At 40.4% G+C, this 25,800-nt stretch carries 23 protein-coding genes; 2 read left to right on the top strand and 21 right to left on the bottom strand.

Annotated elements, in window-relative coordinates:
- The first annotated feature begins 2 nt into the window (after positions 1-2).
- Together R2Q85_RS08880 and R2Q85_RS08875 are read left to right on the top strand one after the other, a co-directional pair.
- Positions 3-4,019: a chemotaxis protein CheB gene (locus tag R2Q85_RS08880; RefSeq protein ID WP_316811408.1), complete on the top strand. Its 4,017-nt coding sequence runs from the start codon at positions 3-5 to the stop codon at positions 4,017-4,019.
- Between the two features lie 136 nt (positions 4,020-4,155).
- On the top strand, positions 4,156-4,482 hold the full coding sequence (locus R2Q85_RS08875; RefSeq protein WP_316811407.1) for a hypothetical protein: 327 nt from the start codon (positions 4,156-4,158) through the stop codon (positions 4,480-4,482).
- 1 nt (position 4,483) lies between these two features.
- Here R2Q85_RS08875 and R2Q85_RS08870 read toward each other — a convergent pair whose 3' ends face one another.
- The 21 genes from R2Q85_RS08870 to R2Q85_RS08770 form a co-directional block, all read right to left on the bottom strand.
- Entirely contained in the window at positions 4,484-5,170 is a 687-nt protein-coding gene (locus tag R2Q85_RS08870) for a PAS domain-containing protein (RefSeq protein ID WP_316811406.1), read from the bottom strand.
- A gap of 66 nt (positions 5,171-5,236) precedes the next feature.
- Entirely contained in the window at positions 5,237-6,340 is a 1,104-nt protein-coding gene (locus tag R2Q85_RS08865; protein WP_316811405.1) for an MraY family glycosyltransferase, read from the bottom strand.
- A 10-nt stretch (positions 6,341-6,350) separates the two neighbouring features.
- A complete protein-coding gene (locus tag R2Q85_RS08860; protein WP_316811404.1) occupies positions 6,351-6,905 on the bottom strand; it encodes a WcaF family extracellular polysaccharide biosynthesis acetyltransferase in 555 nt (184 codons plus the stop codon).
- Complete coding sequence (locus tag R2Q85_RS08855) at positions 6,889-7,752, bottom strand: glycosyltransferase family 2 protein (RefSeq protein ID WP_316811403.1); 864 nt, start codon at positions 7,750-7,752, stop codon at positions 6,889-6,891. The genes R2Q85_RS08860 and R2Q85_RS08855 overlap by 17 nt, the downstream gene beginning before the upstream one ends.
- The gene (locus tag R2Q85_RS08850; protein WP_316811402.1) at positions 7,749-8,879 is read right to left on the bottom strand and encodes an XrtY-associated glycosyltransferase XYAG1; all 1,131 of its coding nucleotides are present in this window, start codon (positions 8,877-8,879) and stop codon (positions 7,749-7,751) included. Before R2Q85_RS08850 ends, R2Q85_RS08855 begins: the two co-directional genes overlap by 4 nt.
- Positions 8,876-10,279, bottom strand: coding sequence for an exosortase Y-associated Wzy-like protein (locus R2Q85_RS08845; protein WP_410478865.1), 1,404 nt, complete (start codon positions 10,277-10,279; stop codon positions 8,876-8,878). Before R2Q85_RS08845 ends, R2Q85_RS08850 begins: the two co-directional genes overlap by 4 nt.
- Positions 10,272-11,129, bottom strand: a complete 858-nt coding sequence (locus R2Q85_RS08840) for an FkbM family methyltransferase (protein ID WP_316811400.1) — start codon at positions 11,127-11,129, stop codon at positions 10,272-10,274. The genes R2Q85_RS08845 and R2Q85_RS08840 overlap by 8 nt, the downstream gene beginning before the upstream one ends.
- Positions 11,113-12,276: a glycosyltransferase family 4 protein gene (locus R2Q85_RS08835; RefSeq protein ID WP_316811399.1), complete on the bottom strand. Its 1,164-nt coding sequence runs from the start codon at positions 12,274-12,276 to the stop codon at positions 11,113-11,115. Before R2Q85_RS08835 ends, R2Q85_RS08840 begins: the two co-directional genes overlap by 17 nt.
- The gene (locus tag R2Q85_RS08830) at positions 12,277-13,170 is read right to left on the bottom strand and encodes an FkbM family methyltransferase (protein WP_316811398.1); all 894 of its coding nucleotides are present in this window, start codon (positions 13,168-13,170) and stop codon (positions 12,277-12,279) included.
- Complete coding sequence (locus R2Q85_RS08825; RefSeq protein WP_410478864.1) at positions 13,163-14,167, bottom strand: hypothetical protein; 1,005 nt, start codon at positions 14,165-14,167, stop codon at positions 13,163-13,165. Before R2Q85_RS08825 ends, R2Q85_RS08830 begins: the two co-directional genes overlap by 8 nt.
- Before the next feature lie 272 nt (positions 14,168-14,439).
- Complete coding sequence (locus R2Q85_RS08820; RefSeq protein ID WP_316811397.1) at positions 14,440-15,660, bottom strand: hypothetical protein; 1,221 nt, start codon at positions 15,658-15,660, stop codon at positions 14,440-14,442.
- A complete protein-coding gene (locus R2Q85_RS08815) occupies positions 15,657-16,883 on the bottom strand; it encodes an acyltransferase (RefSeq protein WP_316811396.1) in 1,227 nt (408 codons plus the stop codon). Before R2Q85_RS08815 ends, R2Q85_RS08820 begins: the two co-directional genes overlap by 4 nt.
- A complete protein-coding gene (locus R2Q85_RS08810; protein WP_316811395.1) occupies positions 16,880-17,908 on the bottom strand; it encodes a glycosyltransferase in 1,029 nt (342 codons plus the stop codon). The genes R2Q85_RS08815 and R2Q85_RS08810 overlap by 4 nt, the downstream gene beginning before the upstream one ends.
- On the bottom strand, positions 17,905-18,879 hold the full coding sequence (locus R2Q85_RS08805) for a hypothetical protein (RefSeq protein ID WP_316811394.1): 975 nt from the start codon (positions 18,877-18,879) through the stop codon (positions 17,905-17,907). Before R2Q85_RS08805 ends, R2Q85_RS08810 begins: the two co-directional genes overlap by 4 nt.
- A 157-nt stretch (positions 18,880-19,036) precedes the next feature.
- A complete protein-coding gene (locus R2Q85_RS08800; protein ID WP_316811393.1) occupies positions 19,037-19,909 on the bottom strand; it encodes a glycosyltransferase family 2 protein in 873 nt (290 codons plus the stop codon).
- Positions 19,906-21,402, bottom strand: a complete 1,497-nt coding sequence (locus tag R2Q85_RS08795; protein WP_316811392.1) for a glycosyltransferase — start codon at positions 21,400-21,402, stop codon at positions 19,906-19,908. The genes R2Q85_RS08800 and R2Q85_RS08795 overlap by 4 nt, the downstream gene beginning before the upstream one ends.
- A gap of 5 nt (positions 21,403-21,407) precedes the next feature.
- The gene (locus tag R2Q85_RS08790; RefSeq protein ID WP_316811391.1) at positions 21,408-21,935 is read right to left on the bottom strand and encodes a class I SAM-dependent methyltransferase; all 528 of its coding nucleotides are present in this window, start codon (positions 21,933-21,935) and stop codon (positions 21,408-21,410) included.
- A gap of 3 nt (positions 21,936-21,938) precedes the next feature.
- Positions 21,939-23,195 carry an ABC transporter ATP-binding protein gene (locus R2Q85_RS08785; protein WP_316811390.1) on the bottom strand — a complete coding sequence of 419 codons (1,257 nt, stop codon included), beginning with the start codon at positions 23,193-23,195 and terminating at the stop codon, positions 21,939-21,941.
- A 15-nt stretch (positions 23,196-23,210) separates the two neighbouring features.
- Entirely contained in the window at positions 23,211-24,074 is an 864-nt protein-coding gene (locus tag R2Q85_RS08780; RefSeq protein WP_316811389.1) for an ABC transporter permease, read from the bottom strand.
- A complete protein-coding gene (locus tag R2Q85_RS08775; protein ID WP_316811388.1) occupies positions 24,058-25,185 on the bottom strand; it encodes a glycosyltransferase family 4 protein in 1,128 nt (375 codons plus the stop codon). Before R2Q85_RS08775 ends, R2Q85_RS08780 begins: the two co-directional genes overlap by 17 nt.
- 85 nt (positions 25,186-25,270) lie before the next feature.
- Positions 25,271-25,798 (bottom strand): UpxY family transcription antiterminator, encoded by a 528-nt coding sequence (locus R2Q85_RS08770; protein ID WP_316811387.1) that lies wholly within the window; start codon positions 25,796-25,798, stop codon positions 25,271-25,273.
- Between the last annotated feature and the right edge of the window lie 2 nt (positions 25,799-25,800).

Raw genomic sequence — 25,800 nt, 5'->3', positions numbered from 1 at the left:
TTATGAAGCCAGGACAGAAGGATAAATATATCGTAGCCATTGGTGCTTCGGCAGGTGGATTGGAAGCCATACATGAGTTTTTTGACCATATGCCCCTGAGCGCTAATTTTTCTTTTGTGGTGATCCAGCACCTTTCATCTGATTACAAGAGTTTGCTGGTGGAACTGGTGGCCAAGCATACCAATATGAAGGTGATTGAAGCGGCGAATGACATGCTGATTGAACCAGACTGTGTGTACATCATCCCTAATAATAAGTTGATGACGGTAAGCCGGGGCAAACTTAAGCTGGCGGATAAATCGCTGATCAAGGCCCCGAATACGGCAATTGATACCTTTCTGCATAGTCTTGCTGAAGATCAGGAAAAAAAAGCCATTGCCATCATTTTATCGGGTACTGGCACCGATGGCACCAAGGGCATACAGCGCATTAAAGAATGCGGTGGAATGGTGATTGTTCAGGATCCTGAAACTGCGAAATTTGACGGCATGCCCAACAGTGCCATTGCTTCGGGCAGTGCCGATTTTATCATGCCTGCAAATAAAATGCAGGAGGAGCTGTTCAATTACATCAAAGAGGAACCTGTACTGGTGCTGGAGGATGGGAAAGTGGATGAAAGCCTGCTGGACGAGATCTTTAATATGGTACACCGTCAAAGTGGCAACGACTTTAATCTGTATAAAACGCCTACCATCATCCGCCGTATTGGCCGGAGAATGAACGAAAACAGGTTCAAGAAACTCGAAGATTATGTAAAGTACCTGGAATCGAATGCAGAAGAGGTGAAGATCCTTGCGCAGGATTTTTTAATCGGGGTAACCAAGTTTTTCCGGGACCATCAGGCTTATGAGCTGCTTGCAGAAAAGATATTTCCTGACCTGATCCATACCAAGGTAGATAACGAGACCATCAAAGTTTGGGTATGCGCCTGCAGCACAGGACAGGAAGCCTATTCTATAGCGGTGTTGTTAAATGATTGTGTGGAGAAGTCTGGCAAGAAGCTGGACATCAAAATTTTTGCCACAGATATTGATGAGAAAAGTATTGAGATTGCCTCGGCCAACCAGTACCCGGAATCGATCATTAAAGACATCCCGCCGGCCCTGTTCCGCAAGTATTTTGTGAAGGATGGTAAGTTTTATGGGGTGATCCCCCAAATCCGTAAGCAGATGGTATTTGCAAAGCACGATGTGATCAAATCACCGCCTTTTATAAAAAATGATATGGTGACCTGTCGCAATATGCTGATCTATGTAAACGGCATTTTGCAGGAGAAAATCTTATCGACCTTTCATTTTTCCTTAAATAAGGATGGTTACCTGTTCCTCGGGTCGAGTGAAACGGCTGTAGCATTAAAGGATGGTTTGAGAGAAATTTCGGGAAAATGGAAAGTTTATCAGAAATCCGGACCGATCAATTATTCGAATTTCAATACCTATAATACCGGGGGTAGAATACTGGGCAACCCGGACAAAAAGAAGAAGAGCATCCCAGATACACCCCTTACACTGGCGGAGAAAAGTTTCAATAAATTTATCACCAACGACCTGGGCTATGTGGGGATATTTATTGATAAAGCATACCTTATACAGGATGCCGTGGGCAATTACCGGCAGTTCCTTTCTTTACCTGATGATAAGATTGAGCTCAATTTGTTGAAAATGGTGCCCAGAGAGATCTCTATCGTATTGAACAGTGCGTTGCGGAAATCCTGGAAAGAAAATAAGAATACGCATTTAAAAAGGATCCGTTTTAAACGAAGGGATGAAGATGTTTACCTGAATATTGCTATCCGCCCGCCGCAGGCCCGTGACGGGAGTGATTACACCATGATTGTGTTTGGCGAAAGTACGATGGAGGTTATCCCGGATAAAGAAGACCTGGTGATGTCGCTCCTTTCCAACGACCAGCAAAATGAATATGTTTTTGAGCTGGAGGCTGAGCTGAACGAGACACGCAGCAATCTTCAGCTGGCCATAGAGGAAATGGAAACCACCAATGAGGAGCTGCAATCGAGTAACGAGGAACTCCTGTCTGCCAACGAGGAGCTGCAATCGGGAAATGAAGAGCTGCAGTCACTGAATGAGGAGCTGCATACCTTAAATACAGAACATCAGGTTAAGATCAGGGAATTGACGGAACTGAACGATGACCTGGACAATTATTTCAGGAGCACGGATATTGGCCAGCTTTTTTTAGATGCCAATTTGTACATCCGGAAATTTAATCCCGCTGCCACAGGTATGGTGAATTTGATTGCTGCGGATATTGGGCGGTCAATTGACCATATTTCGAACAACATCAGAGCTGACAATTTATCGGAAGATGTCCGCTCGGTACTGCTTACAGGCCAGGTGATGGAAAAGGAGGTAATGCTGAAAAGCGGGAAACGCAGTTTGATGCGGATCATGCCTTACTTGCGCAAGGATAAAAAAACGGATGGAGTAGTGATTACTTTTGTTGATGTTTCGCACATCACCGAATTGAACAACATCATTTCAGGTGTTTTTAATGCGAGCCTAAATGCGGTAATGGCTTTCACTGCCATCAGAAATCAGGACCATTTTATAGTGGATTTTAAATGTGTTGCTTTTAATGATGTGGCACTGGGTTTTCTGGGCAAGCAAAAGGAAGAACTGGATAATGCGATGCTGGTAAAGCAATTGCCAGAGCTTGCAACTGGTAATTTGTTTAGCAAGTATGCTGCTGTGGTTGATAAAGGGACTTCGCTGCAAACGGAATTTCAAACGGAACGGAGTCAATGGGTTCAATTGGTGGCAGTTAAAATGTCTGACGGCTTTGCGGCCACTTTAACAGACATTACCGACCGTAAGGTTGCGGATCAGAAACTGAAAAAAAACTATAATGAACTGATTACGGTAAGAGAAAACCTGAAATTACTGAATGCAGAACTGGAAGAGAAAGTTACGGAACGTACAAAAGAACTGACCGCCAGCGAGAACCGCTTTAATGAGGTGGCCAAGGCCACCAATGATACCATATGGGACTGGAGCCTGATGAACAATAAAATGTGGAGAAGCGAGAACCTGAATGTGATGTTTGGCTATTCCAATTCCAGTGAAAACGACAACATTGGGTTTTGGTTTGATAAGATACATCCGGAAGACCGGAAAATGGTGCAGGACAGCGTTTATGAGGCCATCAATAAAAATGAGAAACACTGGTCGGCCGAGTACCGGGTATTGAAGGCCAATGGGGAATATGCCATCATTTTTGACCGGGGCAGTATTTTACATGATGATTTTAATACCCCTTACCGCATGGTGGGCTCGATGGTAGATATCACCAAGACGAATGAGCTGCAAAAAGAGCTGATGGAGAAGAAAGATGAGTTTATGAGTATTGCGAGCCATGAATTAAAAACTCCGATTACCAGCATTAAAGGGTTTTTGCAATTGACTAAAAGGGCTGCGGCAAGAGGAGGTGGGGATAATGGCATGTTAACTTATATTGATAAGGCCACCAGGCAATTGGAGAATTTAACTTTCCTGGTGAATGACCTGCTGGACGTATCCAAGATCCAGGCAGGGAAAATGCAGTTCAATTATACCCGTTTCAACATCAGGACACTGATTGCGGAATGTGTGGATGACATGCAGAATACGGAGGACTATGAAATTATCGTTAAGCATATTGATGATGTGGAGATTTATGCAGACCAGCATAGGATTGAGCAGGTGATCAAGAATTTTCTGTCCAATGCCATCAAATATTCTCCGGATAGTAAAGCTGTGATTATTTACACGAAATTGGCTGGTAAGGAATTAAAAGTGTGTGTGAAAGATTTTGGTATCGGGATTCCCCCGGATAAGGCGAAAATGGTATTTGACCGGTTTTTTAGGGTAGACCAGACGAATTATCAATTTTCAGGCCTTGGCCTGGGCCTTTACATCTGTGCCGAGATCGTAACCAGGCACCGGGGAACGATTGGTGTAGAAAGTGAAGAAGGAAAGGGTTCTGAGTTCTGGTTCCAGATACCACTGGAACAGGAAAATTAACCAGTACTTTGCTCTGTGGGGATGGATGATCCTTGCCAAATATTATTTTGTAAAACCTTATTTTTTCGCTGAAATGAGCTGCAAATTTTGTGTGTTTCTATAAGCATCCTGCTTAATTTAACAAAAAATACCAGCCATGTATAAATATAAGATTAAAGAACTTATGGACCAGCTTCCTGTAATTGAATACAGGAAACTGAACACGCAATTGCACCGGGTTATAGGGGTTTCGCGCAATACCCTGATCAATTACAGCCTGATCAAGATTACCAGTAAACAGGACATCCCTTACAGTACGATCAGGAAACTGGAACTTATTTTCGGGCTGAGGTATGGGGATCTGACCAATCAGAACATCACCTGCGATCATTACAAAAAAATAATTGACAGGGTTCCTGAAAAGGTGATCAGAAGGGTGCGGAGAATAAAACGGCCTGGAAAAGCAGGGCAACAACCCGATTAAATCAGGAAGTTTTTTTAAGGATATTGCTGATCACATGGTCCAGCTCTTCAGCTGAGGCGTTCAGGTGATTAGCAATCTCTTTAACATCAGGGTCTGCTACGGTAGCGTCCAGCAATTTCACTAGTCCCATAATGCGCGCCAGTGGAGCCCGTACCTGATGAGACTGGATCCAGGATATTTCTCTTAAGCGGACATTTTGTTCCTGCATGGCATTTACGTAGTTAACCCGTTCGGTAATGTCTTGTATGGAGCCAATGATCCTTATCGGGTTTTCCTGTTCGTCGAACAGGATGAAAGAGCGGTCTAAAACAGATTTATAGGTTCCGTTTACACACCTGAACCGGTATTCAGTCTGGGACCTGTTTTTATGATTTTTAAACAGCAGCTCAAATTCGTGGAGCACCAGGTGCAGATCTTCAGGATGGATATGGCTTTGCCACCATTCCCTTGTAGGATCGATATCGCGATGGCCAAATATGCCAGTGATACCTTTGTTCCATATCATGTGCCCGCTTTTGATGTCTAAATCCCAGACGGCATCACTGGTGGCTTTGGAAAGGGTATTGAAACGGGTGAGCAGGTTGTTGTATTTTTCTTCCTCTATTTTGAATTGGGCCATCAAATGGCTGCGTTCGGCTAGTTCTTTAAAATTGGGCACAGTCTGATCTCTACTAAAATGGTTGTCCATTGAACGCTAATACTTGATTCGAAATAATATAAGGGAGGATTACTGCAATATGCAAATTAAAATTTGTTAAACAAATAGATTTCGGAGGGTATAACTTTCGCGGTCTTTTGACCGGATAAAATAGGTGAGTGCCCAGTTAAAGAGCATTAAGAGGAGACCGACGGACAAGATGATAAACCCGTTGCCGTAATCGGCTAAAAAGAAGGCAAGTGCGATGATGGCGCCGTTTAGGGCCACTAAAACAAGTGTAGTTTGTGAATGGCTGAGCCCTAATTTTAGCAGCCGGTGATGGATATGGTTCCGGTCTCCGAGAAAAGGGGATTTGCCTTGTGACAGGCGGACCACAAAAATCCTGATGGTATCTGAAATGGGCCCGATTAAAATGGCAATGGTGATGCCCAGGGCAGAGGGCATCCAGCTCAGCTGATCGGTGGATAAATGTGCCAGTTCTACAAGTTTTAAGGCCACAACTGCTGATATCAACCCAATTAATAAGGAGCCGGTATCGCCCATAAATATTTTTGCCGGCGTAATGTTAAATTTTATAAACCCTAAAATGGCACCAACCAGGGATAGGGAAACAGCTGCCAGCTGGTATTGATGCATGCTGATCAATAAAACAGAAAATACACTGTTGACGATAATTCCGGTGGTAGCAGCCAGGCCATCGATGCCATCGATCAGGTTAAAGGCATTGATGAGAAACATCAGGATAAGTATGGATAAGATCACACCCGGGAAATAGGATAGCTCATAAATGCCAAAGAGACCATGTAGGTTGCTGAACCGGATATTGCCGGGAATGCTGAGTGTTAAGCTGGCCATAAACTGGATGATCAGTTTGGTATGGTGGTTTACACCGGCAAGATCATCTTTAATCCCAATCGCAAATAACATGATGCAGGCGGTAAGCAGGTAGTTGACCGGTAAGGAAGGATCTGTAATGCCCCAAAATAATAGGGTAATGGTAAAACTAACAAATATGGCGACGCCGCCTAAACGGGAAATGCCTGGTTTATGTAATTTCCGCAAATGCCCGAGGTCATCATATAAGTTGCGTTCGCGGGCGATAAAGATGATAGAAGGGATGCTCAATAAGGTGACGGAGATGGAACTGAGCACGATCAGGATATAATAAAACAGCTGGTGCTCTTGTAAATAGGTTGTCATTGCATTTAAATTAACTGATTAAACGGGGCCTGACCTTCAGGGCAGGATTGCCCTGATAAATGAACCAGGCTTCTAAGTTTTTTGTGGCTACAGAGCCGGAAGTAAGTACAGCATGCGAGGCTGCAGTGATGCTGTGGTTAAGGGTTGCCTGGGCGCCAATCCATACGCCGTCTGCTAAGGTTACGGCTCCGGTAATGAGGCCAAAAGCCGGATCTTTATAATTATGGCTCCCGGTAAGTATGGTAACGCCCTGTGATAAACAAACGTGATTGCCAATAGACACCTTAACCAGGTTGTCGATCCATACGTTTTCACCAATCCAGGAATGATTTCCAATGCTCAGCAACCAGGGATGTTTGATGTTTACACCAGGTCTTATGACCACTTTTTTGCCAATTTCGGCACCGAAAAACCTCAGTAGGCTTACTTTGAGCCGGCTTGAAGGAAAAATGCTTGTTTTAAATACCAGGGCATTGACATAAAACCATACTATTCTTTTAATGGGGCTATAATTTCGATGCGGGGCAGAATGGATATAAGTGGAAAGGTCAGTCTGTTTTCTCATTGTTTAATAGCTCCTTAATTTTGATGTCTACAACCAGCCGGAACCAGAAGGCCTGCATAAAATGAAAGATAAAACCGGCATAGCCATCCAGAATGCCAAACCTGAAGATGTAGCGGTAAATAAAATATATGGCCGGACGGATAAATAATGGCATGCGCCACCACAATTGTTTAAGCCAGGCTGTACGCTGATCGGGTGTTCCCCAAAACAGCGGCTTGACGGTTTGTAATCTTAATTTTTGCCTGCGTTCTATTTCTTCGCAAGCCAGGAGGTCGCTATAACGGTTGTGTTTATTTATCCAAAAGCTGATGTTGTTCTCTTTCAGGTTTTCTTCGAGCAGGAATGCGTCTTTCCAGATGATGGTTTTTCCGGGAACGATGAAACGGTGATCCATATGCTCATTCAGATCGGAATATCCGCTGTCATACCTGAACATTTTAAGCAGATAGAAGGGATAATAGCCCCCGTATTTTAGCCATTTTCCTTTGAAATGATTTTTGCGGTTAAAATAGATGCCATCTATCCCCTGGTAATCTTCATCTTTAAAATGTAACAATTGCTGTTTAAGCTCATCGGAAAGCACCTGGTCTGCATCGAGGCCAATAACCCAGGGGGTTTTTATTTCAAATGCATTTAGTGCATGATGCCATTGCCGGGGGTGGTTTTCGAAAGGGTGTTGTTTAACCTGGGCGTCATAGGTAGCCGCAATGGTTAGGGTATGATCTGTACTGCCGGAATCCAGGATGCAAACTGCCGCATTGAGTTCATATATGGAGTTCAGTAACCTGGGCAGGTGTACCTCTTCATTGTAGGTGAGGATCAGGAAAGTGTAATGGGGATTGGTCACGGGCTTATTTTCTGATACATTTCCAGGTATTGATTGATGAGCCTGTCTTCGTTAAACTCGTGTAAGGTAATAACAGGAGCAAACTCTCTGATGATATTTAATGTGCCCGGATTTTGGTGTATGCTGATCAGTGTTTCTTTAATAGATTGGACATTGGTTTCACAGATCCAGCCCAGGTGATTTTTTTCAACGTATTGAGCAAGGCCAACTTCTTTGCTGATCAGTACAGCTGTGCCTACACTAAGACTTTCGATAACTACATTGGCAAAGTTTTCATCGTAGGAAGGCAATACCAATACGTCATGATGGGCCATCATGTCAAATTTATTATTGCTTTTGAAACCAACCCAATCCAAGTGCTGCTCAATCTGATATTGGCGGCTCAGGTTTTTTAATGAAGTAATGTACTCCTCATCCCCGTTTCCGGCAATGGTTAAACGGTAAGGAATGGAAATGCCTGATAGTGCTGCAAATAACAGTTCCAGGCCTTTTTTGGGATCTATCCTGGAAAAGAACAATAGTTTAAGTACGGTGCTTTCCTTTCCCTGTTCAGGCAGATAGGCTGGAAGTACTACTGCATTGTGAATGGTGAAAATAGGTTTGGATTTAAGTAATTTTTGCATTGCTTCCTGCTCACGGTATGAGGTAGCATGTATGTAGCAACGGTTTAATAATGGCTTACCAATAAGCGTATGTAAAAGCTTTTTAATGAACTGATGTCTGTTTGTAAAAGAGTAAGGGCTTAAAGTGCCACGAGGAGAAACGATCACAGGCACTTTTTTTATCAGTGCAATGGAACAGGACAATACCGACACCAGGTTCCACCAGGCATGAATATGTACCAGATCAAATTTCCTTACCTCTTTCCAGAGTTTGATCAATAGCTGAGGGGAAAAGTGGCTGTGGTCTTTAGTCATGCGTTTAAAATAGCTGACCAATACCCCATCAATATTTTGTGGTATGTTCCTGGTAACTGGAAGCTCTTCGGTTCCGTTCGCTGTTGTGGTAAACACGGCTACATGATGACCATATTTTACCAGCTGTTCGCTAAGCCTGGAAACGGACATGGTTGGCCCGCCATAAATATAAGCGGGTTTATAAGAGGCATTAATCTGGAGGATTTTCAAATTGGTTTTAAAATGTTTGTAAAGCGTAATGTCCAAAAAATCAAGTACATGGTGATGTAACTCCAGAATACCGTATTTATTAGAAATTCAAAGCTTTGTCCACGCCAGAATGCCTGGAAAAGACCAGTAAAAACAAGTGCTGTACCTAGAATATAACCTCCAAATAGTTTTTCAGCTCTTATCGCAATCAACTGGCATGCGGCTCCGAAAATGAACAAGGATATAAAAATACCTAGTGAACCGCCAGAAAGGTAAGCATCGACTATAAAAGCGGGTTTGGCAGAAGCTCTGGATCCTCTTGATACCACTCCGGCGTTGTAAACACGTTCCATTACCATTGTTTCGGTAATTGGTTTTGATGGCCAAAATACACGAGGTATAATTGTTGTTAATGATTGTCTGAATAATTGCGTTCCATAATGATCCACGTAAGCAGGTGTTGACTGGACGTATTTAGTAAACATATCGATTTCACTTAGCCGAAGTGTAAGAAAGGACCAGTTGCTGTCATCAGTGCCATCCTGGCTAAAGACACTACTCAATGCCAGTTCCGAAGCATCTTCGGCATTCAAATCTCCTCCCCAGGCATGTTCACGAAAAATACGATTGTAAGTAGGCAATACTATAAAAAGCAGCAGCAATAAAGGAATAAAAGTTAAGGCTACTGTTTTTTTATAATTAGGATATAAAAAAAGGCCTAATATCAACACGCTTAAAATGATAGGTTCTTTAAATCCTGAGATCAGCGCCTGATAGAAATTAAACCCATACATTACCAGGCAGGCCAGTATATTCCATATTTTATTTTGCGGTATGGCAAATGCAAGGGCAAGGGTAACGGCTATAAAACTTACTGATCTAAGCTGATGGGAAAATTGCGATAATCCATTAAAAAAAGTAAGAAAATAAGACAGTGAGACGGTTATTAACGCCATATTAAAGATTAATTTGGTTAGCCCCGCTCGTTCATATTTATGTTTTGTCTCTACTGGATATCTCATAAACGCAAACAAGCCACTAACGAAGGCTGCGTGTGCAAGGCAATAATACCGTTGGCATTGTGCTGTGAGGTTCAATTTCTCTTCATCAATTAAGTATGAATCGTTTACTTTATTAAAGTCTATATATCCCAATACATCAAAAAAATAGAATATCGAAGTGCAACACATGTATCCCGCGAAAATAAGTTGTACCAGAAAGATGGGCCGCATGAGTTGCTCTGCGATGTTTCGATCATCCGGCAAGGGTTTTATTTTTCCGGTAGTGCTGATATAAAATAGGAAGAATGAACCTAGCCATGCGATGAGGTATGACAAAATGTAATTATCCTTTAACAGCAATGCCAATAGCCATGGGATAAAGAGTATGATATATTTGCTTATGGGAATGTGGTTACTCATGTTCCGCCTGTAGACAAAATAAATTTCCTCCGGTGATTTGTTCCGGGGATTCCCTCAATTCGCATCCAACGGATGTAATCTGAAAAACTTTGTAGTTTGCTACCTTTAAAAAGTTAAAGCACTCACTAATATTTTGATTTGTTTTTGTCCAGTAATTATGATCATATTCAAATATGATTCTCGGTAGATATTTTTTAATAGTTTCAGCAAGACCAAGCATAACCTGAAACTCAAATCCCTCAACATCTATCTTTATAAGGTCCAATCGGTTTAAATTTATTATTTCAGGAAGTATGTCGCCTTTTTTTATTGCTATTTTCTGTGCTGAATCCCCATTTTCTGTATTATTGTCTAAACTAAAGGCTCCCTGATTCCATTCATTTTCATTAATGTCATATTTAGTTTCTGTTTCTATATTTGCAAGTGCATAAGGAAGTAGCGTAACATTTAATGATCTGTTTAGTAATATATTAGCAGCTAACTTCTTTTGCAAATAAGTTAGCGGTTCAAAGGCAAGTACCCGACCAGCTTCACCAACACTTTTTGACATTCTAATACTTTGCAGCCCAATGTTCGCCCCGACATCTAAGGCTACATCTCCATCTTTAAGCGATATTCTAATGAGTTTATTGATCTCATGTTCATAAGTACCTGTGCTTAAGATGTTCCATTCTATATAATTATCGGCTGTAGTATAAATAGCAATATCTTCATCAGTTAGCCATGTTATGCCGTTTTTTAAATCAACTTTTACACTTGCTGAGGGTTTAAACCAATTTATAAACCTTTGTTTTCCTGTAAGCTTCCAGTTACGGGTAAAAATTAATCTGATCCTATCTTTTCGCTTCATTTATTTCGTTTTCAATTGCTAAGGCAATGTTCAAGAAGTTCCAATCTTTTATGACTAGAGAGGAATGAGAACCATATTGCTTTAACAATGCTTTTGAGCTTGTTAATTGATCCAGACACCTTCTTATATCTGTTGCATCACCACTTTTGAATGTCATTCCATTATAGCCATCTTTCACCAAATCAACTGCGCAGCCAACGTTGTCCGACACCAAAATTGCTTTTGAACAAGCCATGGCTTCGTTTACAGCTAAGCCCCAGGTTTCGCCAGGTCCTTTAGAAGGCAAGCAGAAGACATCGCAAGCCTGGTAAGCAACCGGCATTTGCTGCTGGTTCTGAAAGTCTAGGAAATGGACTCTTTTTAATTTTTTACTTTCTACAGTTCTTTTTAGCTGGAGCTCTAATAATCCATTCCCAAGAATAAGCAAGTGCACGTTCTCTCTGGCTGCCTCCATAAATGCTCCCAGTAAAAGCTCAGGATCTTTTTTTGGATCCAGTTTCCCCGCGAATAATACTAAAATATCCGTTTCTCTAATATTAAGACTTTTCCTTAAAGCTAAGGCTTCAGTATGCCTGTTTTCAGCAAACCGTATATTGTCAATTGCATGCGGAGCAAATACCAATCGATTTTCTTTTAGCCCATATTTTTTAAAATATGCTTTATTTGCTGAGCCGACATAAAACGCTTTATCAACATGGCTATAAACCCATCGTAGAAAAACATTTCTAAGTATATTCTTCAATCCAGTTTGTTTGTCTATTAAGTTTGAATCTCCTCTGAACCAAACAGGGACTTTGCCTTTATAATATCTTAAGATTTTTAAGTGGGAGTGATAGGCCCAACCGTAAACCAAAATAGCATTTGGTTGAAAAGCATCGATCCTTTGAATCGCATCGGGATTTACAATTCCTTTAAAATGGCTTGAACCAGGTTGCTTTGAACTGTTTGTTAAAAATTCATGATCATATCCTTCCAGTAAGGGGATGTCCCATATAATTTTTTTCCCAAAGCCAGGGTCATGTTTATAAATGGCTCCGTCTCCCCATGTATAAAATACTTTGATATTTATTTGCCCACGTTCTTGCAGGAGTTTAAAGACAGGCGCATAATACTGAATAGGATGCGTGGTTATGATTACTAAACGCATTTAAATTGTTTCTCCCATCAATCTTATCGCTTTTGCATTTTTTATCCGATTATTTACAAATCCAAGGTCTCTGCAATAAATCGTATTGGCGATTCCATAGCCCTCCCTTTCCGTTAGCAACCGTTTAAATGGATCGTATGTATAAGATTTAAAACTGTTTGCTATGAATAATTCATGAATCAGCATATCAGTAAAGCCATACCGCTCGCCACTACCATTCAATTCAATAATAATCGCCTTTAATGCAGGATTCCTCAATGTAACCGACATGCCTTTTAAAACTTCTGTTTCATAACCCTCAACGTCAATTTTAATTAATGTTGTCGCATCAGCGATAAACAAACTGTCAATAACAAGGATAGGCACATATGTGATGTTATTTTTTTGTTCCTCCTGAGGGGTTAGTACGTGGTTTGTCGTATCTTGGTCTGAGGTAAAAGCTAATGTGCCAGGAATTGAGCCTGCACCTGCATTGTATAAAACTACCCTATCCTGTAAGTTATTAAGTAAAATATTTTTATTAAGCAGTTCAAATGTGGCTTGAACAGGTTCTATTGCTATACTCTTTGCGCCAGATATACCTGAAGCTAATAAAGTGTACGAACCTACATTTGCACCTATATCAATAAAATTGTCTTTAGCTATTAAGAAATGTAGCATAAATAGCATGTCCTCAAATTCATGCAAACCGATATAGATATTACCGGTTATTCCAGTTAATCCTTTACGAGCATAATATTTAACAGGTGGCAGGAATTTTTTTATTAAAAGTCTAGATGGGTATAATATACATTGTACCTGCCACAATGCAAACCTGAAAAGGCTTTTGATGGGGTGCTTCCTGCCTAAAGGATGAGAAAATATAAATCCAAATGTTCGCTTAAATTTATTCATTTACTACTTTGTTAAATAGTATACATTGATGTCTGGTCATGTTTTTTGCAGAATACTTATCAATGGCATTTAGGTTATAGTGTATGTCGGGCGATTGCTTATCCAATACTTCATTTAAAAAACAATCAATCTTAAGGCTAAGATCCAGATCGTCATAGCTGTACAAATGCTTTACATCGTATTCACGCATAATAGCCATCGCTTGGCTGTTTTTGTTTAGAATTGATATTATACTTTTATTAGTTAGTAAATAAGGGTAAATTTTGGAAGCTGTATATTTAGGATCATTAGAGCCCGGAACAAATAAAGCATTAGCATTTTGTAATGTAAGCAGCGTATGGTAAAAGCTTATTCTATCTGTAATTTCTATTACACTATCTTCAATATTATATTGCCTTGCTAATGGCAATATAGTTGGTTTGCCTTCACCTGCTGGTGCATAGCTTGTACCAATAAAATGCAACCGGATCTTTTTAAATCTTAAAGGGTCATCATTCATCCCATTCTTTACGGCTTGGAATAATGGTTTTATGGCATGGTGCATATCGTTTCCACCTCTGCCAACATATACTATGTTTATAAAATCATTTTGAAGCAATGGCTTAAAAAAATCTTGATTATCTCTGGCAATATCAAAGTCTTTTTTAAATGCTCCGAAAGTAATCACGGTTGAAGGTATGTTACTAATCTGAGGATAGCGAGTTTTTAATGTTTTAATATAGGCACTGGATACACTAATGAGCCCGTCAACATTTTTTATTGCTATAGGCTCCAGGTATTTGTTAAGCCGATAGGAAAACCAGTATTTGGGGGGCTGTTGTGCTTTGGGTTTATCCTGATAATAATCGGAATGCCATGGATCCTGCATATCTATTACATAAGGAATTTTAAAACGTTTTTTCCAGTACGCACCTAAAATACAAACAGGGAACTGAGTAGTTGAAAAATAGATGAGATCGAATTTTTGATTTTTAAGTATTTGATTGGCTTTAAACATATACGAACCAATTGATCTTAATGCAAGACTGCCTAAGCCTATTTTTGAGGTCCATTTTTTATTGAAGGCTTTAACGAAGTGCAATTTTATGCCATCCGGAATGCTTTGCGTTAACAGGTTGTCTTTTTGCAGATCTGAATATTTGGGATCAACGGTTACTACTTCCGCTTCCCATCCACATTCTTTGAAATAGGGAAGACTCATTCTAATCCGTTGCATGTCTGCTGCATTGGAAGGCGGGAAGTATGGGGAAATAATTAGAACTCTTCGATTCAACGGTTGAATGTGTCAATAATATTTAAAAACATTAACTGCTCTGTCTCCCAGTTTAGTGAGGTTTGCGCAAGATGTAATGATGCCTGCCTGGCTTTATAAACCTCATCTGTATTTTCTGCATAATGCTGCAAGATATTTGATAATGATTGGACATTACCTATTTCATATACTTTGCCAATTTCTGGCTGTCGCTGTAAAAGGATCCGTTGGGCTGTCGTGTTACTGGCAATAATGGCCAGCCCTGCCTGCATATAGGTGAATATTTTATTGCTAAGAGCCATGTCATTATTAAACGAAAAGGCAGGCTCAAGCGCTAAGCCCACATCAAATTGTGATGCAAAGACAGTTAAGTCATCGGGTGCAATAGGGTCATGAAAATACAAACTGTAGAATGTATGCCCGGCCAGTTTTTCAAAGTGTCCTTTCGAGATATTATGTTGCAGTTTCCCCATCAGATGTAGCTCGAATTTCCTGTGGTTGATAGTTCCAAGTGCTTTAAGCACCTCTTCAATGCCACGGTTAGTGCCGATAGTTTGCGAGAACCAAAACAATTTAAGCGGAGTATCTGGTTTAATATGAGTTGCCTTGATATCCAGATTCTTTTTAAAGACATTAAGTATAATAATTGGCTCCTTTGAAGGGAATAGTTTTCGGTAAGCTTCACCTATCTGGGGACTGCTTGCTGTTAGATAATCTGTTTGTGGGATGTATTTATCTTCAATACATGCCTTTAGTAAAACATCAAAATTATGTGGGTCATCGCTTACTTCGTTCCTGTGAAAGTCCTCCGCATCAAATCCGCATGGTTTGTTGTGGTGCTTTGCTGCTTTTATCACGGCCGGTAAAGCGCCCAGATTATGGGCTATATAAAGATCAGCGTGGCGTGCTGAGGCCGCTTTCATCAGCCAATAGCTATTCCGGGAAATAGCGAATTCAGCAAAGTATTTTAATCTTGTCTTTTTGGCTCCGCAAATGGTCAGTTTGTGCATTATCCTGCTAAAAAGATATACCAGCGGCTTTTGCTCCGGATCACCACCGACTCGTATGGCTTTCCATTTTTTAGTTTTTAGTAAAGTTACATCTAATTTAGTTCCCCAATCGTTCCAGTAGGTATATAAAACGGTTACTTCGTAACCAGCAAAACTCAATGTGTCAGCCTCTTTTACTAAACGTGGATTTAGCGATGGCTGGCCGGAAGTAACCAATACAATTTTCAAAGCGGAACTTGTTTTATCCTCACCGATCTTGCAGAACGATATGCATTCAACAATCGAGCTGGTTTTTTAAACAGGTATATTTCAAACAGGTAGCTTATTGATATGGTAAGGAAGATGATCAGCAGGGTTCCGATGACCTTTTGATCAGGAAGGAAGTGATATATTATAAACATTACCGGAGCATGTACCAGGTATATTGGATAGGAAATATTTGCAAAGAACCCGAGAAATGATTTTGAATGATGATATATTCGTTTCACAGCTACTGTAACCGGCTTGTAATACAAAATAAATGAGGTAAAAGGCAGCAACGAATAAAGAATTTTACTGATGGTCAATGAATTGGAATGCTGCCATAAGAGGATCACTCCGATGATATAAGCAGGAGCGACATAAGCATGGTTGATATTTAATCTTTCTTTATTCCCGGTTTTGTAATCCCTGAGCAAGTAGATAAAAAGCGGAATTAAGCATATACCTGCAAAAGAATACATAAGCTCGTGAATGTCGCTGGATAAGCGGTGAAGCCTTGTTAATAAAGGTATAAGAAGTATTCCGCATAGGGCAACAGGTAAATTGGCACAGAATTTATCACGGTATTCAAAAACAAGATAGCCAAGGATCCATACAAAGGAAATGTTCAGTAAATAAATGAAATGACCGGTCATGCCGATATATAGATTCTCGCCTGATGATATCTTATAAATTATGGACAGGCAGCAAATAGTAAGCCATATCCATACATATTTAATCTTGTTTAATGTATACACGAGGCCGAATATGATGTAAAAAAAAACTTCACAGGTAATACTCCAAACAACAAGATTTAATGGCATAGTTGGTACGAAATTAACTTGCAGCGTACCCGAGACGAGCAAATTACCAATAAGTGTCCGGCTATCTATAGGGTTTCCAAAAATTAAATGATCGCATAAAAAGCAAATTAAAAGTACAGCAAGGTAAATGGGATAGATGCGTATAAACCGCTTGGTAAAATATTGCCCTGTATCCGTTTTATCCTGCGAGCTAAGGTTAATCACAATGCCTGATAACATGAAGAATACAACTACCGATTCCCTTCCCCAGGCGGAGAAGACCTGGATAAAGTCAAACCTGGAATCTTCAAAATACCGGGTGGTTACCCTTACATGGCTTAGCCACACAAGTAAGCAGGCTAAGCCCCGTAAAACATCCAGCGAGTTAATGTTTTTGTGCGGCTTCATATATCCAATTCGTAAACATGTAAGTAATCATTAGCTATATTTATGTCGCTGTATGAAATTTCAGCCTTCAAACGGCAGGCATGGCGATCGAGCCTGCTTACTTTTTTTACTTGTTCAGCCATCTCGTTTACATTTGTACTGATAAAGCCAGTAATGGCCTCATCAATGCCCTCAGCAATTCCACCATTATTAAAACCAAGTACCGGTGTTCCGCAGGCATAGGCTTCGGGTATGATGATCGGAAATGGTTCAAACCATTCAACAGGAGTAAGCAACGCACTCGCATTGCCCAGGAACTCATTCTTTTGCACATTGTCCACCGGACCGATATAGGTTATCTGATCTCCATCTATCAGCGGTTTTATTTCCTGTTCAAAGTAAGTCTTCTCATGTTCCAGGTCTGATATGTTTCCGGCTATAATAAGTTTGCGCTTCGATAGCAGAGCTACTTTGATGGCACTATGCAGACCTTTACACCGTTCTATTCTACCCAGAAAAGCCAGATAACTGTCAGCAGGCACATCTTTCTTAAACCGGAATTGCGCTATGGGGGCGCAATTATATATGGTTACCCAGTTACTTCGCCGGGTCTTCCCTGTATTTACAACAGCATCAGAAACTGCAGTGTACGTAAGGTTTACCGGCCGTAATTTATCCAGCCATTCAATATTTTTTTGATCTACATACCGCATGTAGGTTTGTACTTTACGTATGCTGTTCTTTAAAAACGGGAGCAAAAATAGTAAACGGCCAAAGTTATGAACCACATCGTGCTGTCTGATCTCTTTTTGCAGTATAAAAAAAACATCAGTAAGTATCTTGAAATTGATCGATGGACTCAATGAGCCATTCTCTCCATAAATGATTAACCTGTCAGGCGATTTCGAATTTGGCCCAGCGACGATAGTTACCTGATGCCCCATTTTTACATATTGACAAGCGATGTCATAAATTACGCGCTCTATACCACCGTAATGCTCAGGTGGTACCGGTATAAATGGATCCATTACCAGCAATATTCTCATTTGAGTCCAATCTTTACCTGTTGGTAAATATCAAGAAACCTCATTGCAGATTTTTCAAGGGTTAAGTGTTCCAGGATATAATCACGTGGCTTAAACTGATCTGTATTCTCCATGAAGTTTTGCAGTTGTGTTTCGAAATCTACGATGTTGTTAAATTTTATACCACAGCGCTTGTCCCAGTAAGGAACGGAACTAACCGGCTGATATTTAACTTTATGCGGATAATAGGCCGGATCTTCCCAGTAGCCACCCTTGTCCCATGCTAATATTGGCAAACCGGTAGCTAATATTTGCTGATAGGCCAATCCTTGTGTTTCACTTTTACTCAGAAAAATTGCAGCTTTTGCATGGGCGAGTTTATCCTTCAATACTGGTTGTGTATAAGTCCCGTACCTGATATGCTCATATGTAAGCCCTTGTTTTATTAGTATGTTAATAATACCTCTGGTTAATTCATTTCCCGGTATTTTATCATATATCAGGAAATGAAATTCTTTAGTAGTCGTAGTTGCCGGTCGCCAATGATCGGTGTCAATTCCCGCCGGCCAGGCAACTACTTTACCCATGTAATAAGGTTCACACATCTTTCGCATCCATTCGCCAGGTACCAGAAAGCATTTTACATTTGGATATTTAACGAATAAGTCAGGGCAGTCTATGGGATGAGAATAAACACCAGCGCCAAATATCACTGGGTTCTGCCAGCGTCTGTTAAAGAGCAACTGTGGTTTGCCAATAATGCAGGCAATTTCGTCTGGATGATCTTTAATATATTTAAAGTCGTTAAACCGATATGGGAAATCAATTTTATCCAGCCCTTTCATTAAACTGATAGCAATTGTCATCACGCCACCTGGACGTTGTTTGCCTCTTAGGATGCGACGTATGATCCTCCTTGGGTACCGATCGTATTTTAACCACCTATCTGGATCAGGTTCTTCATAAAATAAGTTAATTGGTTTTATATTCATTATAGTTCAGTACCTATAGGTCCTTATCTTAAGGATGAATTTTTTTAATATAAGACTTGTTAGAATACCACAGTTAGCTTTTATCCAATAGACATCTCCTGGTATCATATATTCCACAAAGCTGAACTCCCTTATTATCCAAAAATATCCATGTCAATTAAGCGGACTTTATCATGTCTTTACACATGTGTCTTAAAATGTAGATCCCTTTTTCAAAAGTTTCCTTTTTAATACCTGAAAAGTAGAAAAGCACAATGGCCTGATAATAAAAGAAAGTGTATAACTGACCGTTGACCATTTTGCTTAAGCGATATTCATTATGAAATCCATTTGTCCATTTCTTAGTGTTGTTGTTGGAGCTAGCGCCACCATAATGTGTGATCTTTGCGGTTGGGTAATAAAGTAACTTATATCCTGCCTTTTTTATATAGTGGCACCATTCGGTGTCTTCTGCATACATGAAAAACGTTTCAGGTAACTTTTTATCTTTAAAGATTTTTAGTATTTCCTTAGGAAAAAGGAAAAAGGTACCCCAAAGATATTCACTGTAATGCTCAGTTTTTAGATCGGGTTGAATAGGTTTAAGGGATTTAAACATGTGATGTAGCCGGAAAGTGCAACCTAATATTTTCCGCAAACTTGTCCAATAATGACTGCATTGCTGGAAAGTCCCATCAACACTTACAAGTTGCGCACTCAAGGCACCGATTTTTTTGTCAGATAAGATCTTTTCGTAAGTAAGATCAATAGCATTGTTTATGAGTAAGGTATCACTGTTCAACAGTAAAATATAGTCTCCTGATGCCAAATTTAAACCTGTATTATTACCTTTTGCAAAACCGTAATTGCCCGGGTTTTTTATAAGCTTTATAAACGGAAACCGGATTTTAAATTCTTCAGGGTCGCATTCTGTCGAAGCATTGTCGACTACTATAATTTCATAGTTACAGGAAGTATTGTCCACGATAGAAGCTATACAATTAACTGTAAGCTGAAATGTATTGTAGTTTATGATAATTATGGAGATCAAAATAATTTACTAAGTGCTTTTCGTATGGTTTTTCCTAACCCATGTTGATTTGTGTAACGAATCAGTTTCCTGGTGTTATTCTTTACCTTGAACGCAAATGAAATGGCCTGAACAATTTTGTATTTTCTTAAAAGCTGTAACTCAGTTTCCAGCTCTTTGATCTTAATCATATAAATGTTAACGAGAACCTGTGTGCCAAAAACATGGTTCGCCTGATCAAGAGAATGCTGTCTGTAATGCAGGTTAGTCTTAATTGCTTTTTTTATTTGATAACCGCTTTTAACTATCCTTAAAAACAGGTTGTAGTCTTCCGGCATTGTTGGGTTTAACTGGTAACCCCCAACTTTTTCATAGCATGCACGTCGAAACATAGAAGAACCGTGTATAAAATTTTCATTTTTTAGTTTTTCTTTAACATCGATCTCTTCTGCCTCCGGAAATCTGATTTTAAAAAAACCATTGGCAACAGTTGACTGATATTCTTTTTTAAAATCAGTATACATTTTCTTTGCCCTGCTACCAAAAAATAAAAAATCTGTATATACAATACCAACATGCTGATGTTGATTGAGTATCCCCGCGCATTCTTCCAGATAATTTGATTGAAAACGGTTGTCTGCGCCTAAAAAAACAACATATGCACCAGTCGATAAGCCAACCGCTTTATTAAAATTCCGAACGATCCCAAGGTTTTCACTATTCTTAATGTATTTGATCCGGTCCGGATATTTTTTTTGAAAAAAAAGGGCGATCTCCGCTGTCATATCTGTTGAGCAATCGTCGGCGATGATAATTTCATCTGCAGGAATAGTTTGCCGGAGTACAGATTCAATTGCCTCTGCCAGGAAGTGCCCGTAATTGTAACATGGAATAATGCAGGATATGGTTTGATTAGAAAAGCGACTCTTATCGGTTACTGTAATCCGGTTTAGCATGTAAATGTTTGTATCTGATCCCTGATTGCACGATACAGCTCCTTTAAAACGCTTGCTGACTTCGGTTATAACGTTCTCGTTAAAGTTTCCATAAGGATATGCAAACCATTTTAAACCATTTGTTCCAAATTTCTTTAGTGCATCGGGAATGGTCAATTCCGAATTGATGATTTGCTGATCATATAGCGCTTTAAGGTCAGGGTGACTTTTTGTATGCCACTGTATCCTGCCCCCCAACTTTTGCAGAATTTGCAGGTCTTCGACAGATGCAAAATCAGCTCGCGGTTCTACAGTGTCAAATTCATTGGTTTTTCCTATATAATCACTGGTTATAAATAACTCAAATGGATAGGAGAATTTATGTAAAATCGGTGCGGCATAGGTTAAAACGTTTTTGTAAACCCCATCAAATGTGATTACTACTTGCTCAGGATCATCCGGGTCGTAATCGTCAAGATAAACTATTCTCCTGTTTTGCAGTTCGAACATTTGCCGGTAAAATTCATTGGCAGTAACCCACCACATTGTTGGTTTTTCCAGGTCAACTTTATGGTACATTAAAATCATTTCTGGTATACCTCCAATCTGTGCAGATATTTTTCGTAGGGATAAATATGTTCGCGAAAAAGGTCGTAAGGGAACCTGCAATTGTACCAATCGTTGATATGAACAGAAACCAGGATGCCATTTTTATTGAGCAGCCGATCAATGATGATAAAAATCAGATTAGAGGAGGCACCTATATATTGCGGATATAATACTCCTGTGATCACAATCAAATCAAAAGTGTTTTCTGTGTGGTAAAGCTCGAAAATATTCCGTTCTTCAAAGGAAATGCGGGCATCCTTATTATTTTGACGGGCATATTTAATGGCATTTTCAGAAAGGTCAACTCCCAGTATTGAATTGCCTGGCAAATCCTGTGTTATAAAACCATTGCCACAGCCAATGTCTAGTACAGTGCTATACTCTCGGTCGGGAAGTTCACCTAGCAGTATTTTTTTTCTTTTGATATCCTCAGCATTTGCCCCGTATTTCCAGGGGTCACCGGATGCATACCATTTTTCAAGATCTTCTTTTGATTGAATCATATATTAAATGTTGAATTCCCACGAATGCTCGACCGCAAGTGTTCCCCATTGTGGGTCAACGGTTTTCCCTGACCCAAAATAATCTGAATGGGTTACCGTTAACGTTTTGGCAGAAGTTATATAATCTTCTAAGCCATTATCTGATGATATAAAAGCATTTAATTTATAGTTGCCCTCTATAAGCGGTAAACGGGTAATTACACAGGCTATTTTGCTGGATTGAACTGAGTTCATCCCACCCGTAAAATCAGTTGAGATACTAATTAGCCTAAAACCATCCCTTGTCCAGATGCTGATCCCTGCCTCCCTGATTTTAATGTCCCTGCCCTTGTTTTTAAAGGAAATGATTATAGACAAGGGTTTGAAAGTTGTAATAACCGTAGGCGAGAAATCAATTTTTTCAATTCTTATACCACCCAGACCTTCACGGGTTTTTCTTGCTGCAAGGGGGATCTCACCTTCCTGCGCCTGATCGGCCACATAGCTGTCTATTGCGTCTGAAATATTACCAGTTTGATGAATTGCTCCGTTTGATAATAATATCCCCTTATTGCAAAGCCCGCCGATGCTCCCCATATTATGGCTCACAAAAAGTACCGTCCTTCCTTCCCCCTTGCTCACATCACCCATCTTCCCTAAACACTTCTTCTGAAACTCCGCATCACCCACTGCCAATACCTCATCTACAACCAGGATCTCCGATTCCAGATGCGCCGCAACCGCAAATGCCAGCCGTACATACATGCCCGAAGAATATCGTTTTACCGGCGTATCTATATACCTTTCTACTCCGGAAAAATCTACGATCTCCTCAAATTTACGTTTGATCTCTGCTTTCCGCATACCCAGAATCGCCCCATTTAAGAACATGTTTTCTCTGCCGGTCAGCTCCGGGTGAAAGCCCGTGCCTACTTCCAGCAAACTTGCAATGCGGCCTTTTACCTTGGCAGAACCAGTGGTTGGCGATGTTACCCTGCTTAAGATCTTCAATAGTGTACTCTTTCCTGCTCCATTACGGCCAATGATGCCTACCGCATCGCCCTGTTCAATTTCAAAATTTAAATCTTTTAAACTCCAGACGATGTCACTTGTTCCTTTAACACTTCTGTCATTGGTTTCGCCAATGCGCAAAAAGGGATCATCCTTGCCCCGGAAGCGAGCCCACCAGCGTTCCAGGTCCCGGGAAATTGTACCTGTTCCTATTTCGCCCAGTTGATAGGCTTTAGACAGACCTTCCACTTTGATCGCAATGTTACTCATCAATCGAATCTCTTGTTAAACCGTATCAACAAATGTTTTTTCAACTTTATTAAAAATCAGAATCCCTGTAATTGTAACCAGGAAAGTAATGCCTGCACAATACCCCAGACGCTCCCAGCTAAAACTGCCCTTCCCCAGAAAACCATATCTGAAAGTTTCGATAATAGGGGTCATGGGGTTGTATTCAATGACCCAGGCATATGCCGGATATTTTTCAATTGCTGTTGACAAAGGATAGATTACCGTAGTCGCGTACATCAGTAATTGCACGCCAAACGTAACTAAAAAGGCCAGGTCACGATATTTCGTTGTCATGGCCGAGATGATCATTCCAAAACCCAGGCCCAGGCAGGCCATCAGCACCACGAGTACGGGGAACAACAGGATGTGCCAGTTGGGGCCAAAATTGGCTCCTGCCATAAAATAATAGCCGACCATGATGATAAAAAGCAGCAATTGTACACCGAAGCGAACCAGGTTTGAGGCCACAATGCTCAGGGGCATGATCAGTCTTGGAAAATATACTTTTCCAAATAAGCTGGCATTGTCTTTAAATACTGTACTGGTTTTGTTCAAACAATCTGCAAAATAGTTCCATGTGGTAATACCTGCCATATAGAATAAGGGCTGCGGAAGTCCGTCGGTTGAAATTCCGGCCAGGTTGCCAAAAACAAAGGTGAATATGAGGGTGGTAAAAACAGGCTGGATAAAAAACCAGAGCGGGCCTAACAGGGTTTGTTTGTAAAAGGATACAAAATCACGTTTTACCAATAATACCAGCAGGTCACGGTAATGCCATACATCCTTTAACTTCAGATCAAGCAGATTATTCCCTGGCCTGATCTCTATATCCCACTTTTCTTCAGGAAGCTGTTCCATTTTTGATTAATCTTTCTAAGGTCTGCATATACAATTCCTGGTTAAAGTATTTTAAGCATTGCTCCTGAATACCCTTTCGTGTTTCAATAGTTAAAACACGATCCAGCTGCTGGGTTATGGCCTTTTCCAATGCCTCCAGATCATCCGGATCAACAGTGGTCCCCATCTGCGGATTGCGTACCGCATCAATGCTGCCATCGGCATTGCCACAGATCACCGGCAGGCCGAATGCCATAGCTTCGATAAATACAATTCCAAATCCTTCTTTTTTACTGGGTAATACGAATACGTCTGCCAATAGAAAGTGATCGGCAAGATCCTGGTCATCGATGTAACCTGTCAACAGGAAATTGTCATTTAAATCATGGTCGCTAACCAATTGCAGGATACGTTCTTTTTCAGCTTCATCATAAGGCCCTGCCAGAATGTATTTGATATCATTTCTCTTTTTTCGCAGCTGGCTGATAGCTCTTATAACCTGATCATACCCTTTAAATTGCTCTGAAGCCGAGATTCTCGTGAGCGTAAATATTACTTTCTGAGTGGTTTTGACCTGATAACGTTTCAGCAAATGATCTGGTTTATAGAAAGACTCAGGGAGGGTTAGGAATGGATCAAGTATGTTGTTTACAACTACGCACCGGTCTGTTGACGCCTGATGTAGCGCAATCACTTTATGTTGTGTAAATCTGCTTACACAAATGATGTGCTCACAGATATTCCAAATGGATTTTTTCCATAATTTTAATGGCCGCCAGACTTCTACACCGTGTGCAACAAGCCAGATCCGGCATTTTGGATTGAGCAGGTAGATCACCCAGGCAATTGCTGATAGATTGATGTGCGTCAGGATGATCAGATCGGCTTTCAGTCCTTTTTTTATGCTCTGCACTACAAATTTAACTTTATGTTTGTCAAAGGCGCTAAAGCTCTTTTTGGGCAGATATCTGGCATCAAGATCAGCTTTCCGATCGCAATAAGCATATAAGTCAAAAATCCAATTATGCTTTACACTTAAGCCTTGCAGGCTGTTGGCCAGCGCCCTGTTCATACTTTGTATGCCCCCGGCTGCACGGAATGTTTCTAATGTCAAAAGTAAAATCTTTTCCATAGCTTCGCCTCCTAAGTCACATTATCTTTTTTGTAACTTATACTTTTTTAGCAGCCTGGTTGTTAAATTCCGGTAAGCCCGGAGCTTAACTTTTGTTATTCATTCTTTCAATTAAAGACGCTGACACATTCACAATAACGGAATGCGATATATCCCCAAGTCTTATCAGTAATTGTTTTTGAGAGCGGTATTCAATGATTTCTCCCCTGATCCCTTTTAAAGGGCCCGCCTTAATTTCAATTTTCTCTCCCGGGAGCAGCTTTTCTTCTGTAATTTCTAATTCATATGGGCTGGCCAGCAACAGTTTAAGTGCCTCTATTTGCCTGTCTGGCATGGCGGCTATTTCTCCGGAAAAATAAATGAACCTGGAAACCCCCGAGGTCATCAGTACTTCCGTTTTCTGGTGATGATGAATATGTACAAAAAGATACGATTTGATCAAAGGCTCCTCTACCCATTTTTTTCTGTCGCTCCACTGTTTAAGCTGCCGATGCAGGGGCAGATAAGCTTCAATACCCTTACCCAGCAGCGCCTGGAGTGCTTTTTTTTCTGCGCGCGACTGGGTGTAAACCGGGTACCACTTTTTCTGATCTGTTCCTGATGTTAAAGCCATAA

Origin of the sequence: Pedobacter heparinus (genome assembly GCF_032678725.1) — a bacterium.
Taxonomy (GTDB): Bacteria; Bacteroidota; Bacteroidia; order Sphingobacteriales; family Sphingobacteriaceae; genus Pedobacter; species Pedobacter heparinus_A.
This window is presented reverse-complemented; position numbering and strand designations above follow the sequence as displayed.

What these genes read in the sequence shown, in the direction of transcription:
- R2Q85_RS08880 (WP_316811408.1), top strand. Translation starts at nt 3, where the DNA reads ATGAAGCCAGGACAGAAGGATAAATATATCGTAGCCATTGGTGCTTCG.
- R2Q85_RS08875 (WP_316811407.1), top strand. Translation starts at nt 4,156, where the DNA reads ATGTATAAATATAAGATTAAAGAACTTATGGACCAGCTTCCTGTAATT.
- R2Q85_RS08870 (WP_316811406.1), bottom strand. Translation starts at nt 5,170, where the DNA reads ATGGACAACCATTTTAGTAGAGATCAGACTGTGCCCAATTTTAAAGAA.
- R2Q85_RS08865 (WP_316811405.1), bottom strand. Translation starts at nt 6,340, where the DNA reads ATGACAACCTATTTACAAGAGCACCAGCTGTTTTATTATATCCTGATC.
- R2Q85_RS08860 (WP_316811404.1), bottom strand. Translation starts at nt 6,905, where the DNA reads ATGAGAAAACAGACTGACCTTTCCACTTATATCCATTCTGCCCCGCAT.
- R2Q85_RS08845 (WP_410478865.1), bottom strand. Translation starts at nt 10,279, where the DNA reads ATGAGTAACCACATTCCCATAAGCAAATATATCATACTCTTTATCCCA.
- R2Q85_RS08840 (WP_316811400.1), bottom strand. Translation starts at nt 11,129, where the DNA reads ATGAAGCGAAAAGATAGGATCAGATTAATTTTTACCCGTAACTGGAAG.
- R2Q85_RS08835 (WP_316811399.1), bottom strand. Translation starts at nt 12,276, where the DNA reads ATGCGTTTAGTAATCATAACCACGCATCCTATTCAGTATTATGCGCCT.
- R2Q85_RS08830 (WP_316811398.1), bottom strand. Translation starts at nt 13,170, where the DNA reads ATGAATAAATTTAAGCGAACATTTGGATTTATATTTTCTCATCCTTTA.
- R2Q85_RS08825 (WP_410478864.1), bottom strand. Translation starts at nt 14,167, where the DNA reads ATGTTTAAAGCCAATCAAATACTTAAAAATCAAAAATTCGATCTCATC.
- R2Q85_RS08815 (WP_316811396.1), bottom strand. Translation starts at nt 16,883, where the DNA reads ATGAAGCCGCACAAAAACATTAACTCGCTGGATGTTTTACGGGGCTTA.
- R2Q85_RS08810 (WP_316811395.1), bottom strand. Translation starts at nt 17,908, where the DNA reads ATGAGAATATTGCTGGTAATGGATCCATTTATACCGGTACCACCTGAG.
- R2Q85_RS08805 (WP_316811394.1), bottom strand. Translation starts at nt 18,879, where the DNA reads ATGAATATAAAACCAATTAACTTATTTTATGAAGAACCTGATCCAGAT.
- R2Q85_RS08795 (WP_316811392.1), bottom strand. Translation starts at nt 21,402, where the DNA reads ATGTACCATAAAGTTGACCTGGAAAAACCAACAATGTGGTGGGTTACT.
- R2Q85_RS08790 (WP_316811391.1), bottom strand. Translation starts at nt 21,935, where the DNA reads ATGATTCAATCAAAAGAAGATCTTGAAAAATGGTATGCATCCGGTGAC.
- R2Q85_RS08785 (WP_316811390.1), bottom strand. Translation starts at nt 23,195, where the DNA reads ATGAGTAACATTGCGATCAAAGTGGAAGGTCTGTCTAAAGCCTATCAA.
- R2Q85_RS08780 (WP_316811389.1), bottom strand. Translation starts at nt 24,074, where the DNA reads ATGGAACAGCTTCCTGAAGAAAAGTGGGATATAGAGATCAGGCCAGGG.
- R2Q85_RS08775 (WP_316811388.1), bottom strand. Translation starts at nt 25,185, where the DNA reads ATGGAAAAGATTTTACTTTTGACATTAGAAACATTCCGTGCAGCCGGG.
- R2Q85_RS08770 (WP_316811387.1), bottom strand. Translation starts at nt 25,798, where the DNA reads ATGGCTTTAACATCAGGAACAGATCAGAAAAAGTGGTACCCGGTTTAC.